The following is a 20252-nucleotide window of genomic DNA, read 5'->3' on the forward strand; positions in this document are numbered from 1 at the left end:
AGGCGGCCGGTCGGATGCATCCCAAGCCAGGTCAGCTACGGCTGGCAATGCCCGCCTCGGGTGAGCCCAGATCCCGCACGGCGTCCGCTCGCGCCGGAAGCCTGTCCTCACCCGGCTCGGGCCGACGCGGACGGAAACCGTTTCACTGCAGCGATCGATCTTTTCGGCCATGATCCCCGGCCAGCTCTCCAGTTCCTCAACCACGGCGTCAACCGCGCAGCAGCCTCCGCCAACAGGTGCGGCATTACGCAGGCCGGGCAGGGCTATGAGAACCGTCCCCACAGAAGGATCCGGTGCTGCAAGCGCCGGACCGGGTGAAGAAGGACTAGCGGACATGATTTCAAGGGACATCGGTACCTGCAGGAATTGGGCTGGGAAGAATGCGACGCGCCGGCCCCTCGCCGGGACACCGGCGTTATCCACAAATGCAGGCTGCTCTATCCCAATTCTCGATCTTTCCCTGGACTGGGATGTTAAGTGGTTGTGTTGTGCCCCGACCATCCGCTCCGGCAGGAAGCAAACGGTGCGTCTCAGTGAGGCCGCAGCGGCGACGGGCATGACGACCAAGACCTTGCGGTTCTACGGCACATGGCAAAGCCTTAGCGTCGGATATTTCACTTTTTCACAGGCCGCCCCAGGTTCGCCTCGGCGGCAGCCCCCGCTCGGCACTGGTGACCTGGGAGCTGGTACACGAACCCTCCACAGGCCGCTGGAGCGCCCGGGACGGCACCTTGGGCCAGGCATCGGCCTAGAATCCCCCGTCGGGCCTTCATGGAGTCCGGACCAATTGAGCGAGCCAGAAAGAAAGTTTTCTTTCTTTCTTCCTTTGCCTTCCATTTCATGACCAGTCAGAGTCGACGTCAGGAAAGCCAGACCAACACGCTACCGCGGTCTCCAATGAATTCAATGTTGCCAACAGCACGAGATCCCTACCAGAGGACAATAACCTCTAGGTGTAGTTTGCAGACCCAGAAAGAAAGAATGAAAGCTTTCTTTCTTCTACTCGCGGGTAGAACCCCAGTGGGCTTTGACGGCCTGCTCAACGGCCTCGTAAATCTTGATTCCGTGAGTAGAGCGTGCCTGATGGAGCATCTCGATAACTCGTGGGTCCAACCTGGCATTGAAGGGCTCTCGAACTATCTTTGGTGGTGCGGCAGGCGCCACAGCATCAGTCGCGACGGGCCTCGGCGAATCGATGGGGTCTATGTTCTCATCGGGTGCTGCCTTTGGCCGGCGACGGCCTCTTTCCGGACGGTCGGGGAGTTCCTGGCTCATTTGATGACCTGCTTCGCTATCTCGGTGTACGCATCGACTACGGGGGTTCCCTTGCGAAAATTTCCATACCAATCACCGGATAGCCTGACATCCTGGACGATGGTGCGTTCGGGTATGAGTGGGGTAAGAAGAAGCCCTGTTTCCCGGAGTTCGTCGATGGCGGAAACTACTGCTCTGGGCATGACTGTGTCCTTAACGCCACCAACGACAATTCCTGCTTCGTGGAGTTGAGCGGGGGCACCTAATCTTTTGCGGTTTTCTAGGAACTTATGGACCGTCATCTGCGCCCCTTCGAATCCATCTATGCCGTCAATGCTGGCCTTTGCCGCATAAACAACGGTGTCGGATGCGTTCAGTGCCGATTGGGTGAGGGGGCCACCTTGTCTATTCGGGCAATCGATCACGACTACGTCTGCAGTGCAGCCGATCAGGGATGTACGAAGGCGAACTTCGAGGTGATCCGCATTGTCCTTTTCCCTATTGGACACAGACCGGGCCGACGGAAGTATTCGTAGGGATGTGTGCCAACTACTTTGCACTGCGAGGTCCTCGGCCCAGCCTTCTGGATCGGAATCGGCCAGAATGGCGCCCACGTGGAGACCTTCGCCGGACGGTTCAGCGCCTGTCCATTTTGTGGCGGCCGCGCGGGGATCTAAGTCGATCAAAAGAGCCGACAAGCCCTGGCTGGCCGCGAGCATCGCGAGGGATACCGCGGTCGTCGTCTTCGAGACTCCGCCGGATTCGCTATAGACCATGATGGTTTGCATGTGTTCATCCTATACCTAAAAGAAAGATTGAAAGAAAGAAAGATAGGCCAGTAGCGTTAATCAGCTACCGTTTCCATCCGGTCCAAGGATCGTCCTGATCGACTGCAATGCACGAAGTTTCGCGGGCGAATCCTGTCCGATTCGCATCGCCCGGTTTTCGAGTGCCCTCTTGGCCTCTTGCGCGGCTTTGGCTGCTGCTGCGCGTCGTTCGGCGGCTTTGTTGGATTGTTGTTGGTCGCGGGACCGTAGTGGCTCGCCGGTGGTGGTGCGCCAGGCGTTGAGTCGGTAGCGGAGCCAGCCGCGGAGTCGTGCGGCGTTGGCCTCGGCGGGTACTCCGGTGTGGGGCCAGGGATGGCCGTTGGGTTGGTGGTCCAGTGCGTGGTGGAGGTCTGCGACTGTCCAACCGCAGACCAGGAAATCCCTGATGGTAGCGCGGATGTCTTTGTTACTCATGGGGCGGAGGAGGAATACGCGTCGGCGCAGTTCCGAGGCGGCGGCGAGGCGTTGTTTCTTCGATGCTGTCGTCTTGTGGGCCGGCCAGAGTAGTTCTGGACGATATGGCGTTGGGGGAGTGGGGGCGGCGTAGCCGTCAGAAGTTTGTTTAGGCGGCGTAGCCGCACCGACAAGGTTTTTTTCGTGCGCGCGTGTATGGGTTTTCTTTAAGTTCTTAAGGTGAGAACCGCCTAGGGCGGGAGGGGTGCCATTTTCATCCACACCGGACGTGGTGGGCGTTGGGATAAGGGTGAGGGGTGAGGGGGTGCAGAGGACGTAGACGGCGGCTTCGTTTGTGCGTTCGCCGTCTTCGTTCAGGGAGGCGTAGGCGGCGGTGCGGCCGCTGGCGACGATGCCGATCAAGCCCCAGGTTCTGAGGGTGGCCAGGGCACGGGCGATGGTGCGCCGGCTTCTGCCGGTTTCCTGGCAGAGGTGGTCCCAGCCGGGGCGCGTGGTCATGGACTGGTAGTCGGCGCGGTTGATCAGGACGACGAGCACTGTGCGGAGGGTGTGTTGGCGGGCTGCGTAGCAGCGGGCATACTCGGGGTGCGCGAGGAGTGCGTGTTGTACATGGGTGCCGTGGGCGGCGCGTACGGCACCGTGGGGAACGGCTTTGAGCACGACGTCGCGGTCGGTCTCGCGGAGACGGGAGACACGCCGATGGTGGGGTGCTGGATCTAGTGGTTGGGCAGAAAAAGAGTGTAAGCTGGCAAGCACAAGCAGCCTTCAGGGTGTGTTTGTGGGAGCTATCCACTTCCATCCCGCCAAGAATGTTCAGTGGATAGCTTGGAAACTTGATTGAAGGCCCGCCTAGTGCGGGCCTTCTTCAGTTAATTGTTATGAGGCGTGCTTCAGCGGCAGCTCCTCTTGGTATTTGATGGCTCCAAGGTCAATGGTGGTCAGGTGCTCGTGCAGAAGGTCAGCAACGTACTGACTCACGCTGACACCGAGTGCATCTGTGACTTCGTCTAGCTTGACCGCGTCGTCGATCGGTAATCGCGCACCAATCAGGTGACGTTCACCTTTACTTTTGCGTTGCCTTACCGGCTTACCTGGAAGTGCCATGCCCTTAGTCTCACTTAACTGTTACAGCAGATACGGGAAGCTTTAGGCGTGTCGTGCGTCATTCCCCGTTTAAGTACTTCGCATAATTTTCCAACGCGCGGTCCCGCTCCTGCTTGTTGAGCTGGTACACCACGCGTTGCCCGTGTCGATTGTCGGCACCGTCCGACTCGACCAGGCCTTGGTCCTCGAGGTCTCTCAGATGCCTGAAAATCGTCTGGTATGTCGCATCCAAGTCTCTGGCTATTTGCCCTGACGTAGCTCCGCTGGTGCTTCGTGCCAGATATCTGATGATTTCAGCGCGCACCCTATTCATTCCGAAGGCCTTCATGGCATCGTCGGCCCATTCGGCGGGGCTGGCGGAGGTTTTCGCATCGCGGGGCATCCCTTCATTTTGCCGCATCCGAGAAAGTGCATGTCCAGAGACTAACACTTAATGTTAGTCTTGTCCTATCGAGATCCACGCTCACTGACGTCAGACACGCCTGTCAAATTTTGACAACACAAGATCTGCTGGTTTCCGAAACAATGGACTGGTTTGCCAACGAATGTATTTATGTCTGCTGCGGCTGGTAACTCATAGATCAATATCAAGGAGAGGATGAGTGGAAATTTCAAAGACCGGAAGCCTGGCCGTTGCTGCAGCAGTACTCTTCCTAGCCCCTGTACTGATTGTGGTTCTCCTATTCCTCGGCGCGGACGACGCTGCTTCGGATACAGGTAGCTGCGCTGCAGATGCCGACAAACCAACGACCGTCCCGGCCAGAACCAAGCAGGTTGCCGGGTTCTCCGTGGATCAGCTGGAAAACGCCGCGCAGATCATGGGTGCCGCCTCGGACCTGAAACTGCCCATCGCCGCGCAGATCCTCGGCGTACAGACAGCCATCGGAGAATCAGCGCTGAAGATCGTCGACCACGGCGACACCGCCGGGCCTGACTCCCGGGGGTTGTTCCAGCAGCGGTCTAACGGCGTCTGGGGCTCCTACCAGGACCGCATGGACCCGCACACCAGCGCCACCAACTTCTTCAAGGCCCTGCAGCGCATTAACGGCTGGCAGGACCTGGAACCGACCGAGGCGATCCACCGGGTGCAGGGCAACGCGGACCCCAACCACTACACCCCGTTCCGTTCCCCTGCAGCGGCAATCGTGAAGGCCCTGACATCCGGGGATCTGGGGGACATCGACGCCAACGGGACATGCCCCGACACCGCTGCGGCGGTCATCGGGGAGCTGGGATCCGGAGAGTGGACCAGCCCGCTGCCCGGGGCCACGATCGCCAGCGGCTTCGGCGGGCGAGCATGCCCGGCCGGAGCCTCCTGCAACGTGAACACCACCAACCACAGGGGCGTGGACCTCGCCGGGGGGCCCGGCACCGACGTGCTGGCCCCCACGGACATGTTGATCACCGTGGCCGAGCAAGGCCAGGGCTGGAAGGCCGACTACGGCACCTACGTAATCGCCAAGCAGACCGACAAGCCCGGCCTGGTCTTCGAGTTCCACCACATGGTCCACGGCTCGCTGAAGGTCAAAGCCGGGGACACCGTGGCCGCCGGGACCCCGCTGGGGACCGTGGGCACCACGGGCAACTCCACCGGCGTGCACCTGCACTTCCAAGTCGCAAGCCCCGGCACCCCGGCGGACAAGCCGACTTTCAAGCACGTCATCGACCCCACCCCGATCCTCAAAGCCAAGGGAGTCCTCTAATGCCCACCAACCACCAGGCCAGCGTGGTCCTGCGAACCGTCGGGGCCACCGCCTGCGTCCTCGTCCTGTCGGGGTGCTCGCTGTTCGGCGCCAAGGATGAGGCCGCCGCACCGTCCCCAGTCACCGTGGCATCCACCCCGGCATCCGGCAGCCCGGCAGCCAACGAAGAACCGCAGGTCGTCGCGGTCAAAGCCATGGCCTTGTTCGCCCGCCCCGAGGTCCCCGAGAGGCGTTGGTTCACGGACCTGCTGCCGTACCTGACCGACGAGTACGCGGACGAGGCCCAATACACCGACCCCGCCCGGGTCCCATTCGATGACATCGGCTCGGCCCCCACGGCCAGCCAAGACGAACACAACCCCCAGGTGGTGACCGTGCGGTTCAAGACCAACGACGGGCCATGGCAGGTCGTCGTGGTCCAGGACAAGGCCGGCGCACCGTGGCTGGTCCAGGCCATCGAGCCCGCCGGCCCGGCCCCTGGATACACCCCATGACCGAACCCCGAACCGATCCCGACACGATGAAAGAGAGTCCCCTGATGGCCATTGACCAGTCCCTGATCCAAACCAAACCGGTTCTCAGCGCGATCATCAACACCGACAACACCGGCGTGCTGACCATCGACGGGCAGGAGGAGAACTTCACCGCCGCCGAGCCCGGGCAGCTGCGCACCCAGCTGATGACCCGGCTGTTCGAGGTCGCCGGGGAACACGGCCGGCCCGTGCGCGTGTCCACGATGGACGGGAACGGGCTGACCGGACTGCTCATCTCACCCGATCGCCAAGTCGAACCCGAAGCCGAAGCCGGGGACAGCACACCGGCACCCACCCGCCAGCCGGAACCGGCTCCGGAGCCGGTGATCGAGGCCGTTCCCGCAGCAGTGCAGACCGCCCAACCCGCTGCGGCGGGCGACGCAGCACAAGCGCCGGTTGAGGCAGGGCCGGCGACCCGGCGGGCGTTGCGTGATGCCGAATCTTTCCTGAGCACCCAGGCCGCCGTGCAGCCGGCCACCACCGGTTTCCGCGGCTGGCTGGCATCGGTGGGGATCCGGGTGGCCCCCTCGGCCGCCGAGATCTCCGAACGCGCCGACATAGCCGCCGTGTCCCAGCACTGGGCCGGAACACGGACGATCATGGTCGCCAACCGCAAAGGCGGGGCGAACAAGACACCGACCGTGAAGAACATTGCCGCCACGTTCGCCCGCCACGGCGGTGGGGGAGTGCTCGCCTACGACGGCAACCCCGAGGTCGGAACCTTGGGCTGGCGCACCGAACAAGGCGGCCACGGATCCACCGTGCTCGACGTGCTCGAGAACGCGGAGACGCTGCTTTCCACCGAGGCCGTTTCCGGGCACATGGCCCGCTACGTCCACCACCAGCCGGCCGACAAGTTCGACGTCCTGCGCTCGGACGACAGCCTGGTTGGAACCCACGTGATGACCGGCGAGGACGTCGAGGTCATCCACCGGGTGGCCGCGAAGTACTACCGGCTGGTCGTCATGGACTCGGGCAACGTTGACCGTGGCTCGGACTGGTCCGCGATGATCGGGCTGACCAACCAGCTCGTGGTTCCCACCACCACCATGGAAGACCGTGCAGAGGCAGCCCTGCTGCTGCTCAAGGCCCTGCACGAGCGCGACGAACACGCCGCCCAGCTGGCCGAAAACGCGGTGGTCATCGTCTCAGAATGGCAGCCCGGAGAGGCCGCGGTGGCCGAGCGCATTGCCGAGGGCTTCCGCCCCTATGTCCGCGAGGTCGTCACCGTGCCGTTCGACCCTGCCTTGAAGTCTGGGCGCATCGTCCACGACGCCCTCACCAAGGCCTCCCGTCGGGCGTGGCTGCGGGCCACGGCAGCGGTGGCGCGGGGACTGTGAACACCATGAACCAGAACCGCGAAACCAGCCAGGACGCCGAAGTGCGTCCTGCCCAGCCGGTGAACGCGTGGCTGGAAGCAGCACGCTCCATCCCCACACTGGCACCAGTCGCAACCACCCCGGACACCACGACGGAAAACCAGGAGAGCACCGCAACAGGGCGGGACCGCCCGGTGTTCGTCGGCGCACACGGTGGGGCCGGGGCAACCGCCTGGGCGGGCATCCTCGGCGGCACTGACGCCGGACACATCAACGCCTGGCACACCGACCGGGAGACCGGCGCAGCGGTGCTGGTCCTGCGGGCCAGCCTCGACGGGGTGACTGCGGCGAAGAACGCCCTGGCCACCCATGGTGCCGAGACGTTCACCGCCGCCCTCGTCGTCGCCGCCGGCCCGGGCCGGTCGCCTCGTCGGATCAACGACGAACTCAAGATCCTCGCCGGCGCACTGCCGGTGGCCCGTACCCCTTGGGTGCCGGAGCTGCTACTCAAACGCGCAGTGAACACCGCGCCCACTGATCTTCCTGCGAAGGAACTAACCAAACTCACCACGACGCTGGCCAACCACGGCGTCCACACCGAAAGGGAAACCAAATGAACAACATCACCACCCATGCAGCCCACGCCGCGAACATCATGGCCGAACCCAAGCCGTTGCCCCCCGAGGTGACCAACTCCATCGACACGGTCGTGTTCTGGGTCCAGGGCATCGGTGGCGGCATCGCCGTCATCGGCCTGCTGTTCGTGGCCATCGGCGGCTTCTTCTCCCACCGCCACGGCCAGGGTGCCGAGTTCATCGGCAAGGTCGGCTGGTGGATCGCCGGTGCCGTGCTCTTCGGCCTGGCCGGAGTGATCGCCCCGATCTTCCTCGGACTCTAGGCAAAGGCAGGTAACCGCCATGACGGCAAACATGAACGAGCAGGGCACCTCCCCGCGCAGGAAAACGATCACCTTGTGGGCCTCGATCATCATCCTGGTCCTCATTGTCGGCATGGCTGTTCTGATCTTCGCCAACCCGGCCAAGGATGATCCCAAGGCACCGGCTGCCGGGGGATCTTCCCCGGCAGCGACCCCGGCGGCCAAGGAGGGATGCGATGTCCCGGAAGGGGATACCTCCGCAACCCCGGACATGCCCAAGGACCTGCGCTGGGAAGCCCGCGACGGGTGGACCTGGCCGGTATCGGACACCTACGGCCCCACCCAGAAAAAGGACGGATACGGGGTCTGCTTCGCCCGCTCACCCCTCGGCGCCGCACTGATGGGGTTCACACTAATGGCAGAAGGAAATACCCAAGACGCAACGCAGGCCGTCGAACTGTATGTCGTGGACTCGCCCGGAAAGGAGGTCCAGCTAAAAGCAGTCAGGGAGGATGAATCCTCCTCGGATCCGCAATCCTTTTCGGGATTCATTGTTGATTCCTACACGCAGGATGAAGCCCAGATCACTCTGGTGGTAGCTAACCCCAAAAGCCCTACAGGGTATGTAGGTGTTCCAGAGACATTCCACTGGGTCGATGGCGACTGGAAACTCAAGCCGCTCGACAACGGTGAGTTATACGTGGGACAACCCGTAACGCCAGCCAAGGGCGACTTCGTTCCATGGGGTGATAAGAGTGCCTGAAGCAGACACCTGTGATAACCCGATGAAGGCAGCTCTGTGCATCGGGGACAACATACTCAATGGAGCCGTGGGCGCAGTCTCGGATTCGGCCTTGGGCAACCTGGCAGAAGCCATGTTGGGCGGCTGGGACAGCCTCACCAAGGGCTTTCTGACCTCCTGGCTCGATGTAGGCCTGCTGGTGGATCTGGATGCCGGATCGGTTTCCTGGCTCACCGCCCAACTGCAGGTCATCAGCATCCTGCTGGCAACCGTCGGCCTCATGGTCGCCGCGATCTGGACCATGATCCACCACCGGGGCGAGAAGGCCGCGAAGGTCATAAAATCCATGTTCACCGTCGTGCTGGTTTCAACTGCCGGCGTAGGACTGATGCAAGTGATCCTGGTCGGCGGCGACGCGTTCTCCACATGGATCCTCGACAGTGCAGGGGTCACAGTCGATGGGCGCGGGTCGCTGCCCGTGGCGGCCCTGGTGGCCTCATCACCGGGACTGGCAATTCTTGCCGGGATCTTCGGCATCATTGCGACCATCATCCAGTGGGGCATCATGCTGGTCCGCTCGGCCCTGCTGCCACTGCTCGTGGGAGTGTGGCCGGTTGCGGCCGCTGCCTCGATGATCGGCGGGGCCGAACAGGCGTTCTCCAAGATCACGACCTGGATCATCGCCTTCACCATCTACAAGCCCGTGGCCGCGATCGTCTACGCCTACGCATGGAAAACAAAGTCCGGTGAGGACGGCATCGGCGGGGTCATCAACGGCCTGATTCTCATCGTCTTGGCTGTGGTCGCCCTGCCAGCGATCATGCGCCTGGTGTCCCCGGGAACGTCCGCCATGGGCGGTTCCGGTGGCGGGGGCATGGCCCTGGCTGGCGGTGCCGCACTCGTCGGGGCCGGTGTCGCGGCCGGCACCGCCATTCTCTCCGGTGGAGGCAGTGCCGCCGCAGGTGGGGCGGCGAAAACCGCCGGAACGGCCAAGTCCACCCAGGCCGCCTCGACAACCGGAACTTCCACCGCCAAGGGCACCGGGAACTCCGGGCCACCCTCCACGGGTAATTCCGGCACGGGCGACTCCGGGGGAGGATCCCCGGCTGGTGGCAGCGGCTCCGGTGGAACAGGTTCCGGGACCGTAGGCGGCGAGTCCACTGCCGGGGGAACCGGCGCGGAAACCACTAGTGCCGATGGGGCCGGTGCTGCCGGTTCCACCGGATCCGGCACAGTTGGTGGCGATGCTGCTGCCGGGGGTACCGGCTCGGAGACCGTGGGTGCCGATGGCGGGGCAAGTGGTGCTGGGGGCACCGCTGCCGGGACCGTGGAGGCCGACAGCTCCGCCCCGGGCACCAGCGTAGGTTCCAGCGGGTCAACCAGTGCCGATTCCGGAACCCCGGAATCGGCTGGCCCGTCCGGTACTGCCGGCGGGACCAGCGCACCGGAAGCCACCCCCGCCCAACCGAATACCAACAAGTCACCGTCCAAGGCCAAGGAAGCCGGTAGTGCGGCCGCCCGGTCGATGGGACAGGCGATAGCCGACGGGACCAAGGATGCTGATGGAAAGGACGTGATCGGCGAATGAGCAACAACACCGCACATGAGAGGGTCGCGCAAGACAAGTTCGGGAACTGGCTGCGGCCCACCGCGCCGGGGTTGTTCGGCATGAGCCTGGCCGCCCTGGTGGTTTCCGGTACCGGGGCGGTGCTGGTGCTGCTGGCCCTAGTCCAACAGGCCTACGCCCTGGCCGGTTTCACCCTGCTGGCCACGTTCCTCATCGTGGTCTTGGGGCTGGTCCGTTTCGGTGGGACCACGGTCGCCACGAAGGTCACCGACCGGATCTCCCTAGCAGGGCGGAACCGGCGCGGCGAGTCGTTCTACGTCACCGGCCCGTTCTCCACCCTTCCCCGCGAGGCCACCCAGCGCCTGCCCGGCGCCCTGACCGACGTCGACACCCTGTCCGGGGTGGACGGGTTGAACCGGGACTACACGCTGCTGCACCACAAGCGGGCCGGCAAGATCGCGGCCGTGTTCGGCTGCACCCCCGACGGGGCCGCGATGCAGGAACAATCAGTGGTCAACAACCAGGTCGCCCACTTCGGTTCCTGGATCTCCTCCCTCAGCGTGGACCCCGGCCTGTCCGGGGCCACCATCGTGGTGGACTCGGCCTCCGAGTCCTCCGCCGGCACCTGCCAGGCAGTGCGCGAAGACGTCGCGCCAAACGCCCCGGCGTTCGCCAAACACGTCCTGGATGAAGCGGTCGGCACCCTGCCCGCACGCTCGTCCGTTCTGAATGTTTACTCGACGCTGGTGTGGGACGCGAAAGAGCTCGGGGCCACGGAGAAGGACATCACCCCGGCCGTGGCCGAGGTCGCCGCCCGGCTGCCCCAGCAGTCCCAGATGCTCGCACGCGCCGGAGCCGGGGCACCACGGCCCTTGGTGGAGGCCGAGCTGGCCGAAATCGCACAGCTGGCCTACCAGCCGGCCCGCGACCAGGAAATGGCCCTCGACGCCCTCTCCGGGCTCGGCATGAACCGCTCCTGGGACCAGGCAGGCCCGGAATTCCTCGACGACTCACGCGGCCGGGTCATCTTCCACGACGGGGTGGCCTCCATGACACTGATGATGACCGTTCCCCCGGAATCACACATCACCGCCCGCTCCTTCGACCAGCTCTTCGGACCCAACGGAAAGTTCCTGCGCAAGCGCGTGGCGATCATGTACCGGCCCGTGGACCCGGGCACCGCAGCGCGGACGGTCAACCGGCTGGTCACCACCGCGGATTGGAAGATGAGCACCCGCAAGGGCCGCGCCACCTCCTTCGACCTGAAGAACAAGGCGGTCGCCGAGCAGACCGAGCAGGAACTCGCCCAAGGCGCCCGCCTATCCCTGTTCTCGCTCATGGTGACGGTGACGTTCGAGGCCAACGAGTCCGCTCACCGGGATGCGCTGAACCAGATCAAATCGCTGATGGGGCAGCTGCTGATGCCCTACCGCTTCGTCGAGCACGCCGGCTCCGCCGCCTTCCACACCACGCTGCCGTTCGGAGTGCTGCCCTGGACCTACAGCACCACCCCGCTCTGGCTTGAAGGAGTCCTGTGATGAAGCACCTCAAGACACTCCGTGGCCTGACCGGCTTCGGGGGCGGACGGTGGGGGAAGATCCCGCAGCCGCCGCAGTGGTACTCGACCTCCGCGCAGCTGCCCGGGGTCTACCCGTTCGCCGCCGGCACCTCCCGCCCGAACATCGGCACCCCGCTGGGTAGGGACATGCACGTGGGCACCGCCGTGTGCGGGGATCCGCAGACCTGGTACCGGGCGGGCCTGATTTCCTCGCCCTCGATGATGCTCTTCGGCCTCAACGGCAACGGCAAGTCCACCCTGTCCCAGCGCCTCATGTACTCCATGGCCGCCCGGGGCATAGCCCCGGCGGTGTTCGACCCGATCAAGAACGAGCACGGCGAGGCCGTGGCCGCCATGGGCGGCAACGTCGTGCGCGTCGGACCCGAGAGCACCGACCGGATCAACCTGCTCGACCTCGGCGCACTCGGCGACGCCGCCGCCAAGATCGGCGGCCAGCTCGGGGAGGAGATGCGCCTGCAGGCCATCGGCAAGGCCGTGGACCTCGTCTCCCTCGTCGTACAGATCAGCCGAGGCACGCCCCTGAGCGACAGCGAGGACGCCGCCCTGGCCGAACTGGTCCGCTCGGTCATCAACCGCAACGAGACACCCTGGATGGGGGACCTGCTCACCGCATTCATGGACCCACCCCCCGAAGTCCTCTCCGCCACCGTCTGCAAGGACGCCGAGCAGTTCAGCACCGAATACCGCCAGCTGCACCTCTCGCTGCGGGCGGTGATGTCCGGGCAAATGGGGTCCCTGGTTGGCGGGCGCAAGAGCGTGCGCCTGGAAGTGGGCAACCCGGGCGGGTTCTGCTTCGACACCTCCTCGATCCCGGAATCGAACACCAAGCTGCTCTCGGCCGCGATGTTGGCGACCTGGACCATCGGGTTCTCCTCCATCGACGCCCACTACGAGCTCTCCCGCCACGACCCGTCCATTGGGTGGGGCGGGTACTTCGCGATGCAGGACGAGTTCTGGTATCCGATGCGAGCCTGCGAGGGCATCATCGACCGGGTGGACCGCATCGGGCGCACCAACCGTGGCAAGGGCGTCTCGGAACTGAAGATCACCCACTCGCCCAAGGACTTCCTCGCCCTGCCCAACCCAAAGGACCAGGCCACCGCCAAGGGCTTCACCGAACGCTCCGGCGTCCTGGGAGCCATGGCCCTGACCCGGGAGGACCTGCACGACCTCAACGAGGTCGTGCCCCTGAACGAGCGCGAGATCGACACCGTGGCCGGTTTCAACGCGCCCCCGTCGTGGAAGCAGGAACGTGCGGCCGACGGCCGGCCGCTACCCCCACCCGGGGCGGGGAAGTTCCTGCTGAAGATCCCCGGCCGCGTCGGGATCGCCGTGCAGATGACCCTGACCGCGACCGAGCGGGCCAAGCACATCACCGACGAACGCAGCGTGATGCCCACGCAGCTGAAAGGACAGGTGGCCTGAGAATGAGCGCACCGAACCGCAAGGGCACCACCGGCACCACCGGCCAGGTCGCGGCCCCCTTCGCGTTGGTCGGCATCGTCCTGCTGGTCTTTGGCGGTGGCTGGGTGGCCCTGCAGCTGGGCAACCGGCTTGCCGGGAAACCGGCACCACCGACCGGATTGTCGGACCTGATCCGTGGATTGCTCGACGGCAGCGTGGCTTGGCCACGCCAGTCCACGATGGTGGCCATAGCTCTGATCGTGGTCCTGGCCGCAGTGGCGATAGCCGTTGCCGTGTTGGTTTCCCGGTCCAAGTCCGGGGGCAAGCGCCCGCGCGTGGACAAGGCCGCCCAGTACATGGGCAAGGGCCGCGACATCGCCGCCTACAGCCACAAGGGAGCCACCAAAAAGGCCAGGAGCCTCGGGGTGGTGGGAAACCCCGGCGTGTTCGTGGGCAACGTGGTGGCCGGCGGCCAGGCGTTCTACCAGTCATGGGAAGACCTCTCCCTGGACATCTGGGGACCCCGCGTGGGCAAGACCGCCTCGAGGGTGATCCCCGCCATCCTGAACGCACCGGGGGCCGTGGTCTCGACCTCGAACAAACGCGACGTCGTGGACGCCACCCGGGGACCACGCTCCGCGGCGGCGAAGGTGTGGGTGTTCGATCCGCAGAAGATCGCCCAGGAGGAACCGACTTGGTGGTGGAACCCGCTGTCCTACGTCACCGATGAGGAAAAGGCCGCGAAACTCACCCACCACTTCGCCGTCGCCTCCCGTGGCAGCGGGGCGAAGACGGATGCGTATTTCGAGCCGAAGGCCGAGGACCTGATCGCCTCCCTGTTCCTCGCCGCCGCCCTCGGCAATCTGCCGATCACGGACGCGTACTTGTGGATCACGAGCCAGGACTGCACGGATGCCATCCAGATCCTCAACGAGCACGATTACGAGCTGCAGGCCGCCGGCCTGCAATCGACCATGAACCTGGCCGACAAGCAGAAGGACGGGATCTTCGGCACCGCCGAGAAGATGGTCCAGTGCCTCAAGTCCCGCAACACCCTGCGTTGGATCGCACCCACCCCCGGGGCCAGCGTGGACACCGACCGGCGCGAGCACTTCGACCCCACCGCCTTCGCCACCTCGATGGAGACCCTGTATGTGCTCTCCATGGAAGGCGTCGGCACGGCGGCACCGCTGACCACCGCCCTGACGGTGGCCGTGGCCGAGGCCATGGAGGAACGCGGGGCCCGCATGGGCGGCCGGCTGACCGTGCCTGCGGTCTTTGCCCTGGATGAGCTGGCCAACGTCGTGCGCTGGGCGGCCCTGCCGGATCTGTTCAGCCATTATGGGTCCCGCGGGATCATCGTCATGGCCATCCTGCAGTCCTGGTCCCAGGGCGTGGAGCTGTGGGGCGAGCCGGGGATGCGGAAGATCTGGTCGGCATCCAACGTCGTCGTCTACGGGGGCGGTGTGAAGGAAGACGGGTTCCTGCGCACCCTCTCGGATTTGATCGGGGACTACTCCTACAACAGCGTCTCCCACTCCAACGGCCGGGGCGGTTCCAGCAGCTCCCGCCAGGAAGGCAAGGAGCGCATTCTGGACGTCTCGGACCTGACGGAGATGGAACGCGGCCGCGCCGTGGTCTTCGCCTCCGGCGCCCGGGCCACCCTGGTGAAGACCCGGCCGTGGTGGAAGACCGAACACAAGGACGCGGTCAACGCGTCGATCAGCCGGTACGCACCATCGAGTGCCCCGGCAGCGGAACGCGACGCCGGCACCTCCGCGCCCGAACGTCCGAGTGATCCCACGGCGGCGGAGAACCCGTGGGTCACCGCAGGCAAGGATGCCCGGTAATGGACGAGCTGAACATGTTCACCGACGAAAACACCGCCGACGTGAAAGACGAGACAACCCCGGCCGGGGCTGCGCTATCAACTGCCGAGGCCCGGGTCAAGGATGCCCACGTGGCCTTGGAACAGGCCGAAGGGGCCTTGGCAGCTGCACGGGAGAAGTCCGAACAGGAACTCTCCGGCTGGTTGCGTGCCGCTGCCACAGAGGCCCTGACGCAAAGCGAGCGGGCACGCGATCGCGCGGTCGAAGAAGTCGAATCAGCGTCCGACGCCCTGGCAGCAGCCCGGGAGCAGGCCGCAGGCAAAACGGCAGGCGAAGGATCTTCGTCCCGGGCCGCCGGCCCGGCAGCAGAGGACGAACCACAGGCGTTCTACGACACTGCCGAGGAGTTCCTGCATGAACAGCTGCTCCCGCTCTACAACCGCATCCTGGACACGAAGAACGGCAAATGGTGCCGGCAATGGTTCCTCCACCCCGAGGCCGTAAGCCGGATGGACGCCTTGTGGCGGGCATGGGAGCATCTGCGACTGGACCCGACCACGGGAATGAGCGTGTGGTGGAAGGACCACGCCGACATCCACATGGCCGTCCTGCTCAGCCAAAAGGGACCATTCCATGCCTGCAGTCCCACCCGGCACAACGCCCCGGAACCTTTCCCCTGCGACATCGCACCGGAGGGATGGTTTCTCAAGGCCTCCGACACGCCGGACCCATATTGGGCTGGCCCGTCAGTAGCAGGGGCAGGGTGAGCCGCATGCCCGATAGGCTGGCAGCACCGATAGAAGGGGAAAACTCATGGCCAGCACCAGCTTTCAAGTTGTCAGCATCACTCGCAGGAATGGACCGGAAGGCGCTAGTTACATCGAGGAAACAGGGGTGGAAGTCTCTGCAGATATGACCGTGCAGGAGCTCGTCGACAAAACCCTGACCGACCCGGCATCCTCGTGGACCCCCGATGCGTCAGACCCCACGGCGCGAACGGATCGCCATCTCGTCATCCGCGGTATGCGTGCACCGCACGAACTGTGGTGACAGGAGAAATCTGACATTTCCAGCCAGCAGCATGAGAGAGGGGACGAGTCCTAGCGCGATGGACCGTCGTTGGCTTTCTCGCGGCCCACGCTGGCCCCGGTATTGGCCTTGCGGGCCTTGGGAGCCTTCGACGGCGCTTTGGCCGCCGTGTTTGGGTGTGTGGCCTGCCCTCGTGCGGCTGCCATTCTGCCCTTGATGTCCGCCTCGCTGGCCTTGCCCTTCAGGGAGGACTCGAACCCGTCGTAGTGCTCCTTGGAGCCGTAGGCCGGCGCGGCTGGTTCGGCTTCCGACGCAGAGGACGTGCCGGGTTGCTCGGCCATGACCTTGTCCTCGATGTCCTTGCCCATCGGGGCAAGACGGGCGAAAAATTCCTTCTCCGCGTTCTCGTAGCGGCCTTGCAGCCCGGTGTTGCCCTGGGCTTCAAAGCCACCTTCGGCCAGGGTCTTGGCCTCGTGCCAGTCACGGGCAGCGGCGACGAAGGCCGCGTCGGCGAAGTGCGAATCCTCGACGCCTGAGTAGTTCTGCCCGATTTCCTGGCGCAGCTCCTCGATGCTCGGCCCCTGCACCCCGTCCTTTTCGATCAGGTGCATCCGCTCGGCCACCGCACGTTCAGCGTCCGGGGCCGCGTCGGTGCCGGCCGTGTCCTTGGCCTGGCGCAAAGCGGTGACCAGGTCCTCGTTGGCGAGGTAGTCCTGGGGCACCTGGTGGCGTTCGATCTGCTCGTGCAGCTCGGAGGCGCGCTTCTTGATTTCCTCTGCCTGTGCCGCAGCCACCAGCGCCATGGCCTCTGCATGTTCCTTGGCGACCCGCTCGCGCTGCTTGATGTCATTGAAGACAGGGATCATGCCCTGCAGATAGTCCCCGTCGCCTTGGACGTCAGACGTGTCGATCCCGTACCGCGCCTTGACCTCGGCGGTGATCTTCTCCGACGCGGCCAAGGCTTCGGGGGCATGGTCCTTCCATGCCTCGGCCATCAGGTGGGCGTGGGTGATCTGCTCGGGCTTGGCACTCTTCCACCATTCGTCCTGGCTGGCCGGGACCACCACGGCCCGCATCGCCGCACGGTCTGCCGCCATGGTCCGCTGCGCTTCGATGTTCTGCTGCTCGCTGCGCTCTTGTGCCTTGCGCATGAACTGCTGACGGGCCCGGGCCAGTTGTTCGCCCAGCTGCGCGGCTGCCGTCATGGACTGCCGCAGCAGCCCCTCGACAACGTCTTCAACGCCTTCTTCACTCACGGGATCTTCACACTCCTAGTTGCGGTTGGTGGTGCTCGTTTTAGCGTCCGTAGTCCTGGTCCTTGTCCTGCCCAGGCATCGTTGGCTGGCGGGTCTTTGCCGGTTCCGTCTTGGTCGGCACGACGCTTCCGCGCCTGGTTTCGGCCAGGGCCTCGTTGATCGGTATTGGCGACCCCCGGCGCATCAACCTGATCGATTCAGGCAGGTCCTTATCCGCGACCTGCGCCGGAGCCTGCTGGCCCGCAGGCTGGAGCTGTTCAGGGCGCGGCATTTGCTGTGCGAAGGAGTTCAGGTCCGTGGTCAGCACCCGACGCAGGTTCCGCGCCTCCCGGTACCGCCTGGAATCATTCTGCATTTCAAAGATGGCCTTCGACGTGCGCATGAGCTGGATCAGCAGGGCCGACTGCGCTGCGCTCTTGCTCTTGGATCCTGCTGCCAACAGCAGCATCGTGGATCCGGCCAACGAGGGCAGCTGCACGGGCTTTCCGTGCTGGCGGTAGTCCCGCAGCTGGGCCGTCTTGGACAGTTCGGCAGCCGTGTTGGCCAACGGGCCGGCACCGTTTTCCACCTGGTTGGACCACGCTGCGAACACACCAGAGGTTTTCCCGCGCAGCCTTGGCCCACGTCGCGTGATCTCCCAAGGGGATGGCCTGCAGACGGTCGGCCAGTTCCTTGGCCTTCCTGGTGTTCTCCTCCCACATGCCGGCTGTGGTCAGTCGTGGCTTCGAGGGCTTGGCTTGGCGCTTGTTCCGTGCGGCCGCGTTCCACTCGGCAACGGCGTCCAGGGAGTCCTGCGCGGTGTCTGGCCATTGGGTGCGCAGCTGGCCCAGCCCGAGGTCGCGTGCCAGCTTCCCACCGCCGAACCAGATAGGGCGCTCGCCCCAGCGTGGACGCTCGGCAACGGAATAGCCGATCACCACGTCGATGGTGTTCTTCGCGTACCTCGGACGCATCAGCAAACCGGCGTTGCGGCCCTCACGCACGAAGTCCGCCTCGGTGCTGGCGGCGGTCGACGCGGCACGCACCTTGCGTTCCAGTGAGGTGCGGTGCATCTCGCGTTCCTGGCGCTTCGCGGTCTGTGGTTCGGCGCGGTCGTAACCGCGGCTCGCGTGGACGGTATTCAGCTCCTCGAGCCCGTGTTCCTTCTCCAGCTCGCGGCAGATCTTCTGCGACCGGGGCTGGTCCATGTGCACGGATGCCTTGGTCCCGTCTTCACGGACCAAGGACACTGCAATATGGATGTGCTGATTGCCCTTCTTGCTCGTCCCGTGGTTGACCGCCGCCCACCGGCAGGCGGCCTTCCCGCTGGCCTCGGTGAAGCCCATGCGCTCAACGAACTCGTTGGCGATATCCCCCCACTCCTGGTCGGTCACCTCGCGCTCACCAGCGGAGACGCTCAACGAGCAGTGCCACACGTCGGCCTTGACCAGCTGCGGCTTGCCCGACGCGCCCTTGGGCGCGTTCCTGCGCGGATCGCGGCGCATGACCTCAACGCCCAGACTCTTGCGCGGCTGGTCCAGGAACGCGGCGATCTCGTTGGCGTCGTCCTGGCCCAGGATCCCGTCGTCGTACCAGGCCATGATCGCGGCGCTACCGGCCACCAGATGCGGGTCCGCGTGGACGTTGGAAGTCTTCGCCGGATCAACGGAAACGAGGTAGGAAACCAGACCCTGCATCCGGGTTCCCCGGGTGATGTTGGGGATCACGATGCAAGCCTGTCCACGACATCGTTGATGTGGAAGGCCAGCTTGCGCACGTAGGCCAAGGCCGATGCCGCATCAGCGGGGAACTCATCCCCGGCATTGGCATGGCGGGCGAGCTGGTTCACGTTGTTCGAGACATTCGCCAGCAACCGGTGCACACCGAACAACTCCACGATGACCTGCTTGCGCTCGGTCGGCGTCTCCGAAGCCCCACCGGCAAGTGCCGACTCGACCAACAGGCGCGGGATCGTCACCCCCTGCGCCTCGGCCAGCTGCAACAGCTGCGCCTCCTCCTCCGGCGTCACCTTCACCTTGTGGAAGTGCTGCCGACCACCCTCGACGTTGGCACGACGACGACGGGAAAACATGCGACCACCCGGCCCCTGTTCACTCATTGCCGTCCCGCCTTTCAGCCCAGCACAGCGACCCCGAACCTCGGGGACCACACTCCCAGTGTGCCGGACCGGCCGCGCAGCGTCCAGCCCGACAAGCCACTTAGGGAACCTAAGTGTATAGCTTGCTCCCCTCTTCCTTCGTGACGCCCCTTTCTCGCCTCGTGCGGCCTGCCGGGTTAGGGTGAAGGCATGAACGACATCGAAGCGACCAAAGACAAGGCGCGCCAGCTGCTGGACTCGCGCATCGACTCCGTCACCGAACTCGTCAAGGCACGCCAACGAGTCACCGAACTGGAAACCCAGTTGGCCAACGCGAAAAAGGAAGACAAGAAGGCCTACGTCCGTGCCACCAAGGACGGGTGGAGCATCGAGGAGCTCAAGAAGCTTGGACTCGACCAACAGGCGGTCCCACGGAGGCGGCTAAACCCGAAGGCGACGTCAACTAACGCCCAATAAGCCGAGCACGAACTAGAACTCCAGAACTGACCTTGGCCTAAGGAAGTTGAGACAACATGGAAACCAATTCCCCGGACGAACCTGCCAGCTATGCGCCCCAGAAGAAGCCCTTCTATTCGCGGTTTAGCTTGGACACGTTCGGATCCAAAGTAGCCGACTTCTGGGCGCATGGCCTTCCAGATGACCCCGCCGTCTTCCTCGCGCGGGTCAGGCAGACGATCAGCATTGGTGCTGATTCCGTCTTCCCGTTTTCTTGGGATG

Annotated in this window: 22 protein-coding genes; 14 read left to right on the top strand and 8 right to left on the bottom strand. The window is 64.6% G+C overall.

The window, feature by feature from the left end; all coding sequences use genetic code 11:
* Nucleotides 1–1271 precede the first annotated feature (1271 nt).
* The 4 genes from AC1MEQ_RS19105 to AC1MEQ_RS19120 all read right to left on the bottom strand — a co-directional run bounded on the left by AC1MEQ_RS19105 (nt 1272) and on the right by AC1MEQ_RS19120 (nt 3981).
* Nucleotides 1272–2042: a ParA family protein gene (locus AC1MEQ_RS19105; protein ID WP_479796310.1), complete on the bottom strand. Its 771-nt coding sequence runs from the start codon at nt 2040–2042 to the stop codon at nt 1272–1274.
* A gap of 60 nt (nt 2043–2102) precedes the next feature.
* Nucleotides 2103–3032 (bottom strand): hypothetical protein, encoded by a 930-nt coding sequence (locus AC1MEQ_RS19110; protein WP_479796311.1) that lies wholly within the window; start codon nt 3030–3032, stop codon nt 2103–2105.
* A gap of 339 nt (nt 3033–3371) precedes the next feature.
* Nucleotides 3372–3599 (bottom strand): hypothetical protein, encoded by a 228-nt coding sequence (locus tag AC1MEQ_RS19115; RefSeq protein ID WP_479796313.1) that lies wholly within the window; start codon nt 3597–3599, stop codon nt 3372–3374.
* A 58-nt stretch (nt 3600–3657) separates the two neighbouring features.
* On the bottom strand, nt 3658–3981 hold the full coding sequence (locus tag AC1MEQ_RS19120; protein ID WP_479796315.1) for a helix-turn-helix domain-containing protein: 324 nt from the start codon (nt 3979–3981) through the stop codon (nt 3658–3660).
* Nucleotides 3982–4201: 220 nt separating this feature from the next.
* Here AC1MEQ_RS19120 and AC1MEQ_RS19125 point away from each other — a divergent pair, with 220 nt between their 5' ends.
* From AC1MEQ_RS19125 to AC1MEQ_RS19180, 12 genes are all read left to right on the top strand, one after another.
* Nucleotides 4202–5302 carry a M23 family metallopeptidase gene (locus AC1MEQ_RS19125; RefSeq protein ID WP_479796317.1) on the top strand — a complete coding sequence of 367 codons (1101 nt, stop codon included), beginning with the start codon at nt 4202–4204 and terminating at the stop codon, nt 5300–5302.
* Nucleotides 5302–5796: a hypothetical protein gene (locus AC1MEQ_RS19130; protein ID WP_479796319.1), complete on the top strand. Its 495-nt coding sequence runs from the start codon at nt 5302–5304 to the stop codon at nt 5794–5796. Before AC1MEQ_RS19125 ends, AC1MEQ_RS19130 begins: the two co-directional genes overlap by 1 nt.
* Entirely contained in the window at nt 5793–7175 is a 1383-nt protein-coding gene (locus tag AC1MEQ_RS19135) for a MinD/ParA family ATP-binding protein (RefSeq protein WP_479796321.1), read from the top strand. Before AC1MEQ_RS19130 ends, AC1MEQ_RS19135 begins: the two co-directional genes overlap by 4 nt.
* A gap of 5 nt (nt 7176–7180) precedes the next feature.
* The gene (locus AC1MEQ_RS19140; protein ID WP_479796323.1) at nt 7181–7771 is read left to right on the top strand and encodes a hypothetical protein; all 591 of its coding nucleotides are present in this window, start codon (nt 7181–7183) and stop codon (nt 7769–7771) included.
* The gene (locus AC1MEQ_RS19145; protein WP_479796324.1) at nt 7768–8052 is read left to right on the top strand and encodes a TrbC/VirB2 family protein; all 285 of its coding nucleotides are present in this window, start codon (nt 7768–7770) and stop codon (nt 8050–8052) included. The genes AC1MEQ_RS19140 and AC1MEQ_RS19145 overlap by 4 nt, the downstream gene beginning before the upstream one ends.
* A gap of 19 nt (nt 8053–8071) precedes the next feature.
* On the top strand, nt 8072–8794 hold the full coding sequence (locus AC1MEQ_RS19150) for a DUF8175 domain-containg protein (RefSeq protein WP_479796326.1): 723 nt from the start codon (nt 8072–8074) through the stop codon (nt 8792–8794).
* Between the two features lie 67 nt (nt 8795–8861).
* Nucleotides 8862–10361: a hypothetical protein gene (locus tag AC1MEQ_RS19155; RefSeq protein ID WP_479796327.1), complete on the top strand. Its 1500-nt coding sequence runs from the start codon at nt 8862–8864 to the stop codon at nt 10359–10361.
* Nucleotides 10358–11878 carry an SCO6880 family protein gene (locus AC1MEQ_RS19160; RefSeq protein WP_479796329.1) on the top strand — a complete coding sequence of 507 codons (1521 nt, stop codon included), beginning with the start codon at nt 10358–10360 and terminating at the stop codon, nt 11876–11878. Before AC1MEQ_RS19155 ends, AC1MEQ_RS19160 begins: the two co-directional genes overlap by 4 nt.
* On the top strand, nt 11878–13344 hold the full coding sequence (locus AC1MEQ_RS19165; RefSeq protein WP_479796331.1) for an ATP-binding protein: 1467 nt from the start codon (nt 11878–11880) through the stop codon (nt 13342–13344). The genes AC1MEQ_RS19160 and AC1MEQ_RS19165 overlap by 1 nt, the downstream gene beginning before the upstream one ends.
* A 2-nt stretch (nt 13345–13346) precedes the next feature.
* On the top strand, nt 13347–15173 hold the full coding sequence (locus AC1MEQ_RS19170) for a type IV secretory system conjugative DNA transfer family protein (protein WP_479796333.1): 1827 nt from the start codon (nt 13347–13349) through the stop codon (nt 15171–15173).
* Nucleotides 15173–15919 (top strand): DUF4913 domain-containing protein, encoded by a 747-nt coding sequence (locus tag AC1MEQ_RS19175; protein ID WP_479796335.1) that lies wholly within the window; start codon nt 15173–15175, stop codon nt 15917–15919. Before AC1MEQ_RS19170 ends, AC1MEQ_RS19175 begins: the two co-directional genes overlap by 1 nt.
* A 46-nt stretch (nt 15920–15965) precedes the next feature.
* Complete coding sequence (locus tag AC1MEQ_RS19180) at nt 15966–16202, top strand: hypothetical protein (protein WP_479796336.1); 237 nt, start codon at nt 15966–15968, stop codon at nt 16200–16202.
* Between the two features lie 50 nt (nt 16203–16252).
* On the opposite strand, the gene AC1MEQ_RS19185 is transcribed toward AC1MEQ_RS19180, so the two are convergent.
* From AC1MEQ_RS19185 to AC1MEQ_RS19200, 4 genes are read right to left on the bottom strand one after another with little or no spacing between them, the layout of a single operon-like run.
* Nucleotides 16253–17437: a hypothetical protein gene (locus tag AC1MEQ_RS19185; protein ID WP_479796338.1), complete on the bottom strand. Its 1185-nt coding sequence runs from the start codon at nt 17435–17437 to the stop codon at nt 16253–16255.
* Nucleotides 17438–17477: 40 nt separating this feature from the next.
* Nucleotides 17478–17792, bottom strand: a complete 315-nt coding sequence (locus tag AC1MEQ_RS19190) for a hypothetical protein (protein ID WP_479796340.1) — start codon at nt 17790–17792, stop codon at nt 17478–17480.
* A 1-nt stretch (nt 17793) separates the two neighbouring features.
* Nucleotides 17794–19143 carry a relaxase/mobilization nuclease domain-containing protein gene (locus AC1MEQ_RS19195; protein WP_479796342.1) on the bottom strand — a complete coding sequence of 450 codons (1350 nt, stop codon included), beginning with the start codon at nt 19141–19143 and terminating at the stop codon, nt 17794–17796.
* Entirely contained in the window at nt 19140–19535 is a 396-nt protein-coding gene (locus tag AC1MEQ_RS19200) for a MobC family plasmid mobilization relaxosome protein (RefSeq protein ID WP_479796344.1), read from the bottom strand. Before AC1MEQ_RS19200 ends, AC1MEQ_RS19195 begins: the two co-directional genes overlap by 4 nt.
* Nucleotides 19536–19724: 189 nt before the next feature.
* Here AC1MEQ_RS19200 and AC1MEQ_RS19205 point away from each other — a divergent pair, with 189 nt between their 5' ends.
* Nucleotides 19725–19991, top strand: a complete 267-nt coding sequence (locus tag AC1MEQ_RS19205; RefSeq protein WP_479796346.1) for a hypothetical protein — start codon at nt 19725–19727, stop codon at nt 19989–19991.
* A 56-nt stretch (nt 19992–20047) separates the two neighbouring features.
* Nucleotides 20048–20252 (top strand): hypothetical protein (locus AC1MEQ_RS19210; RefSeq protein ID WP_479796347.1); only part of this gene is annotated, 205 nt, incomplete at its 3' end.

It is taken from the genome of Arthrobacter sp. ASL1 (assembly GCF_056680475.1).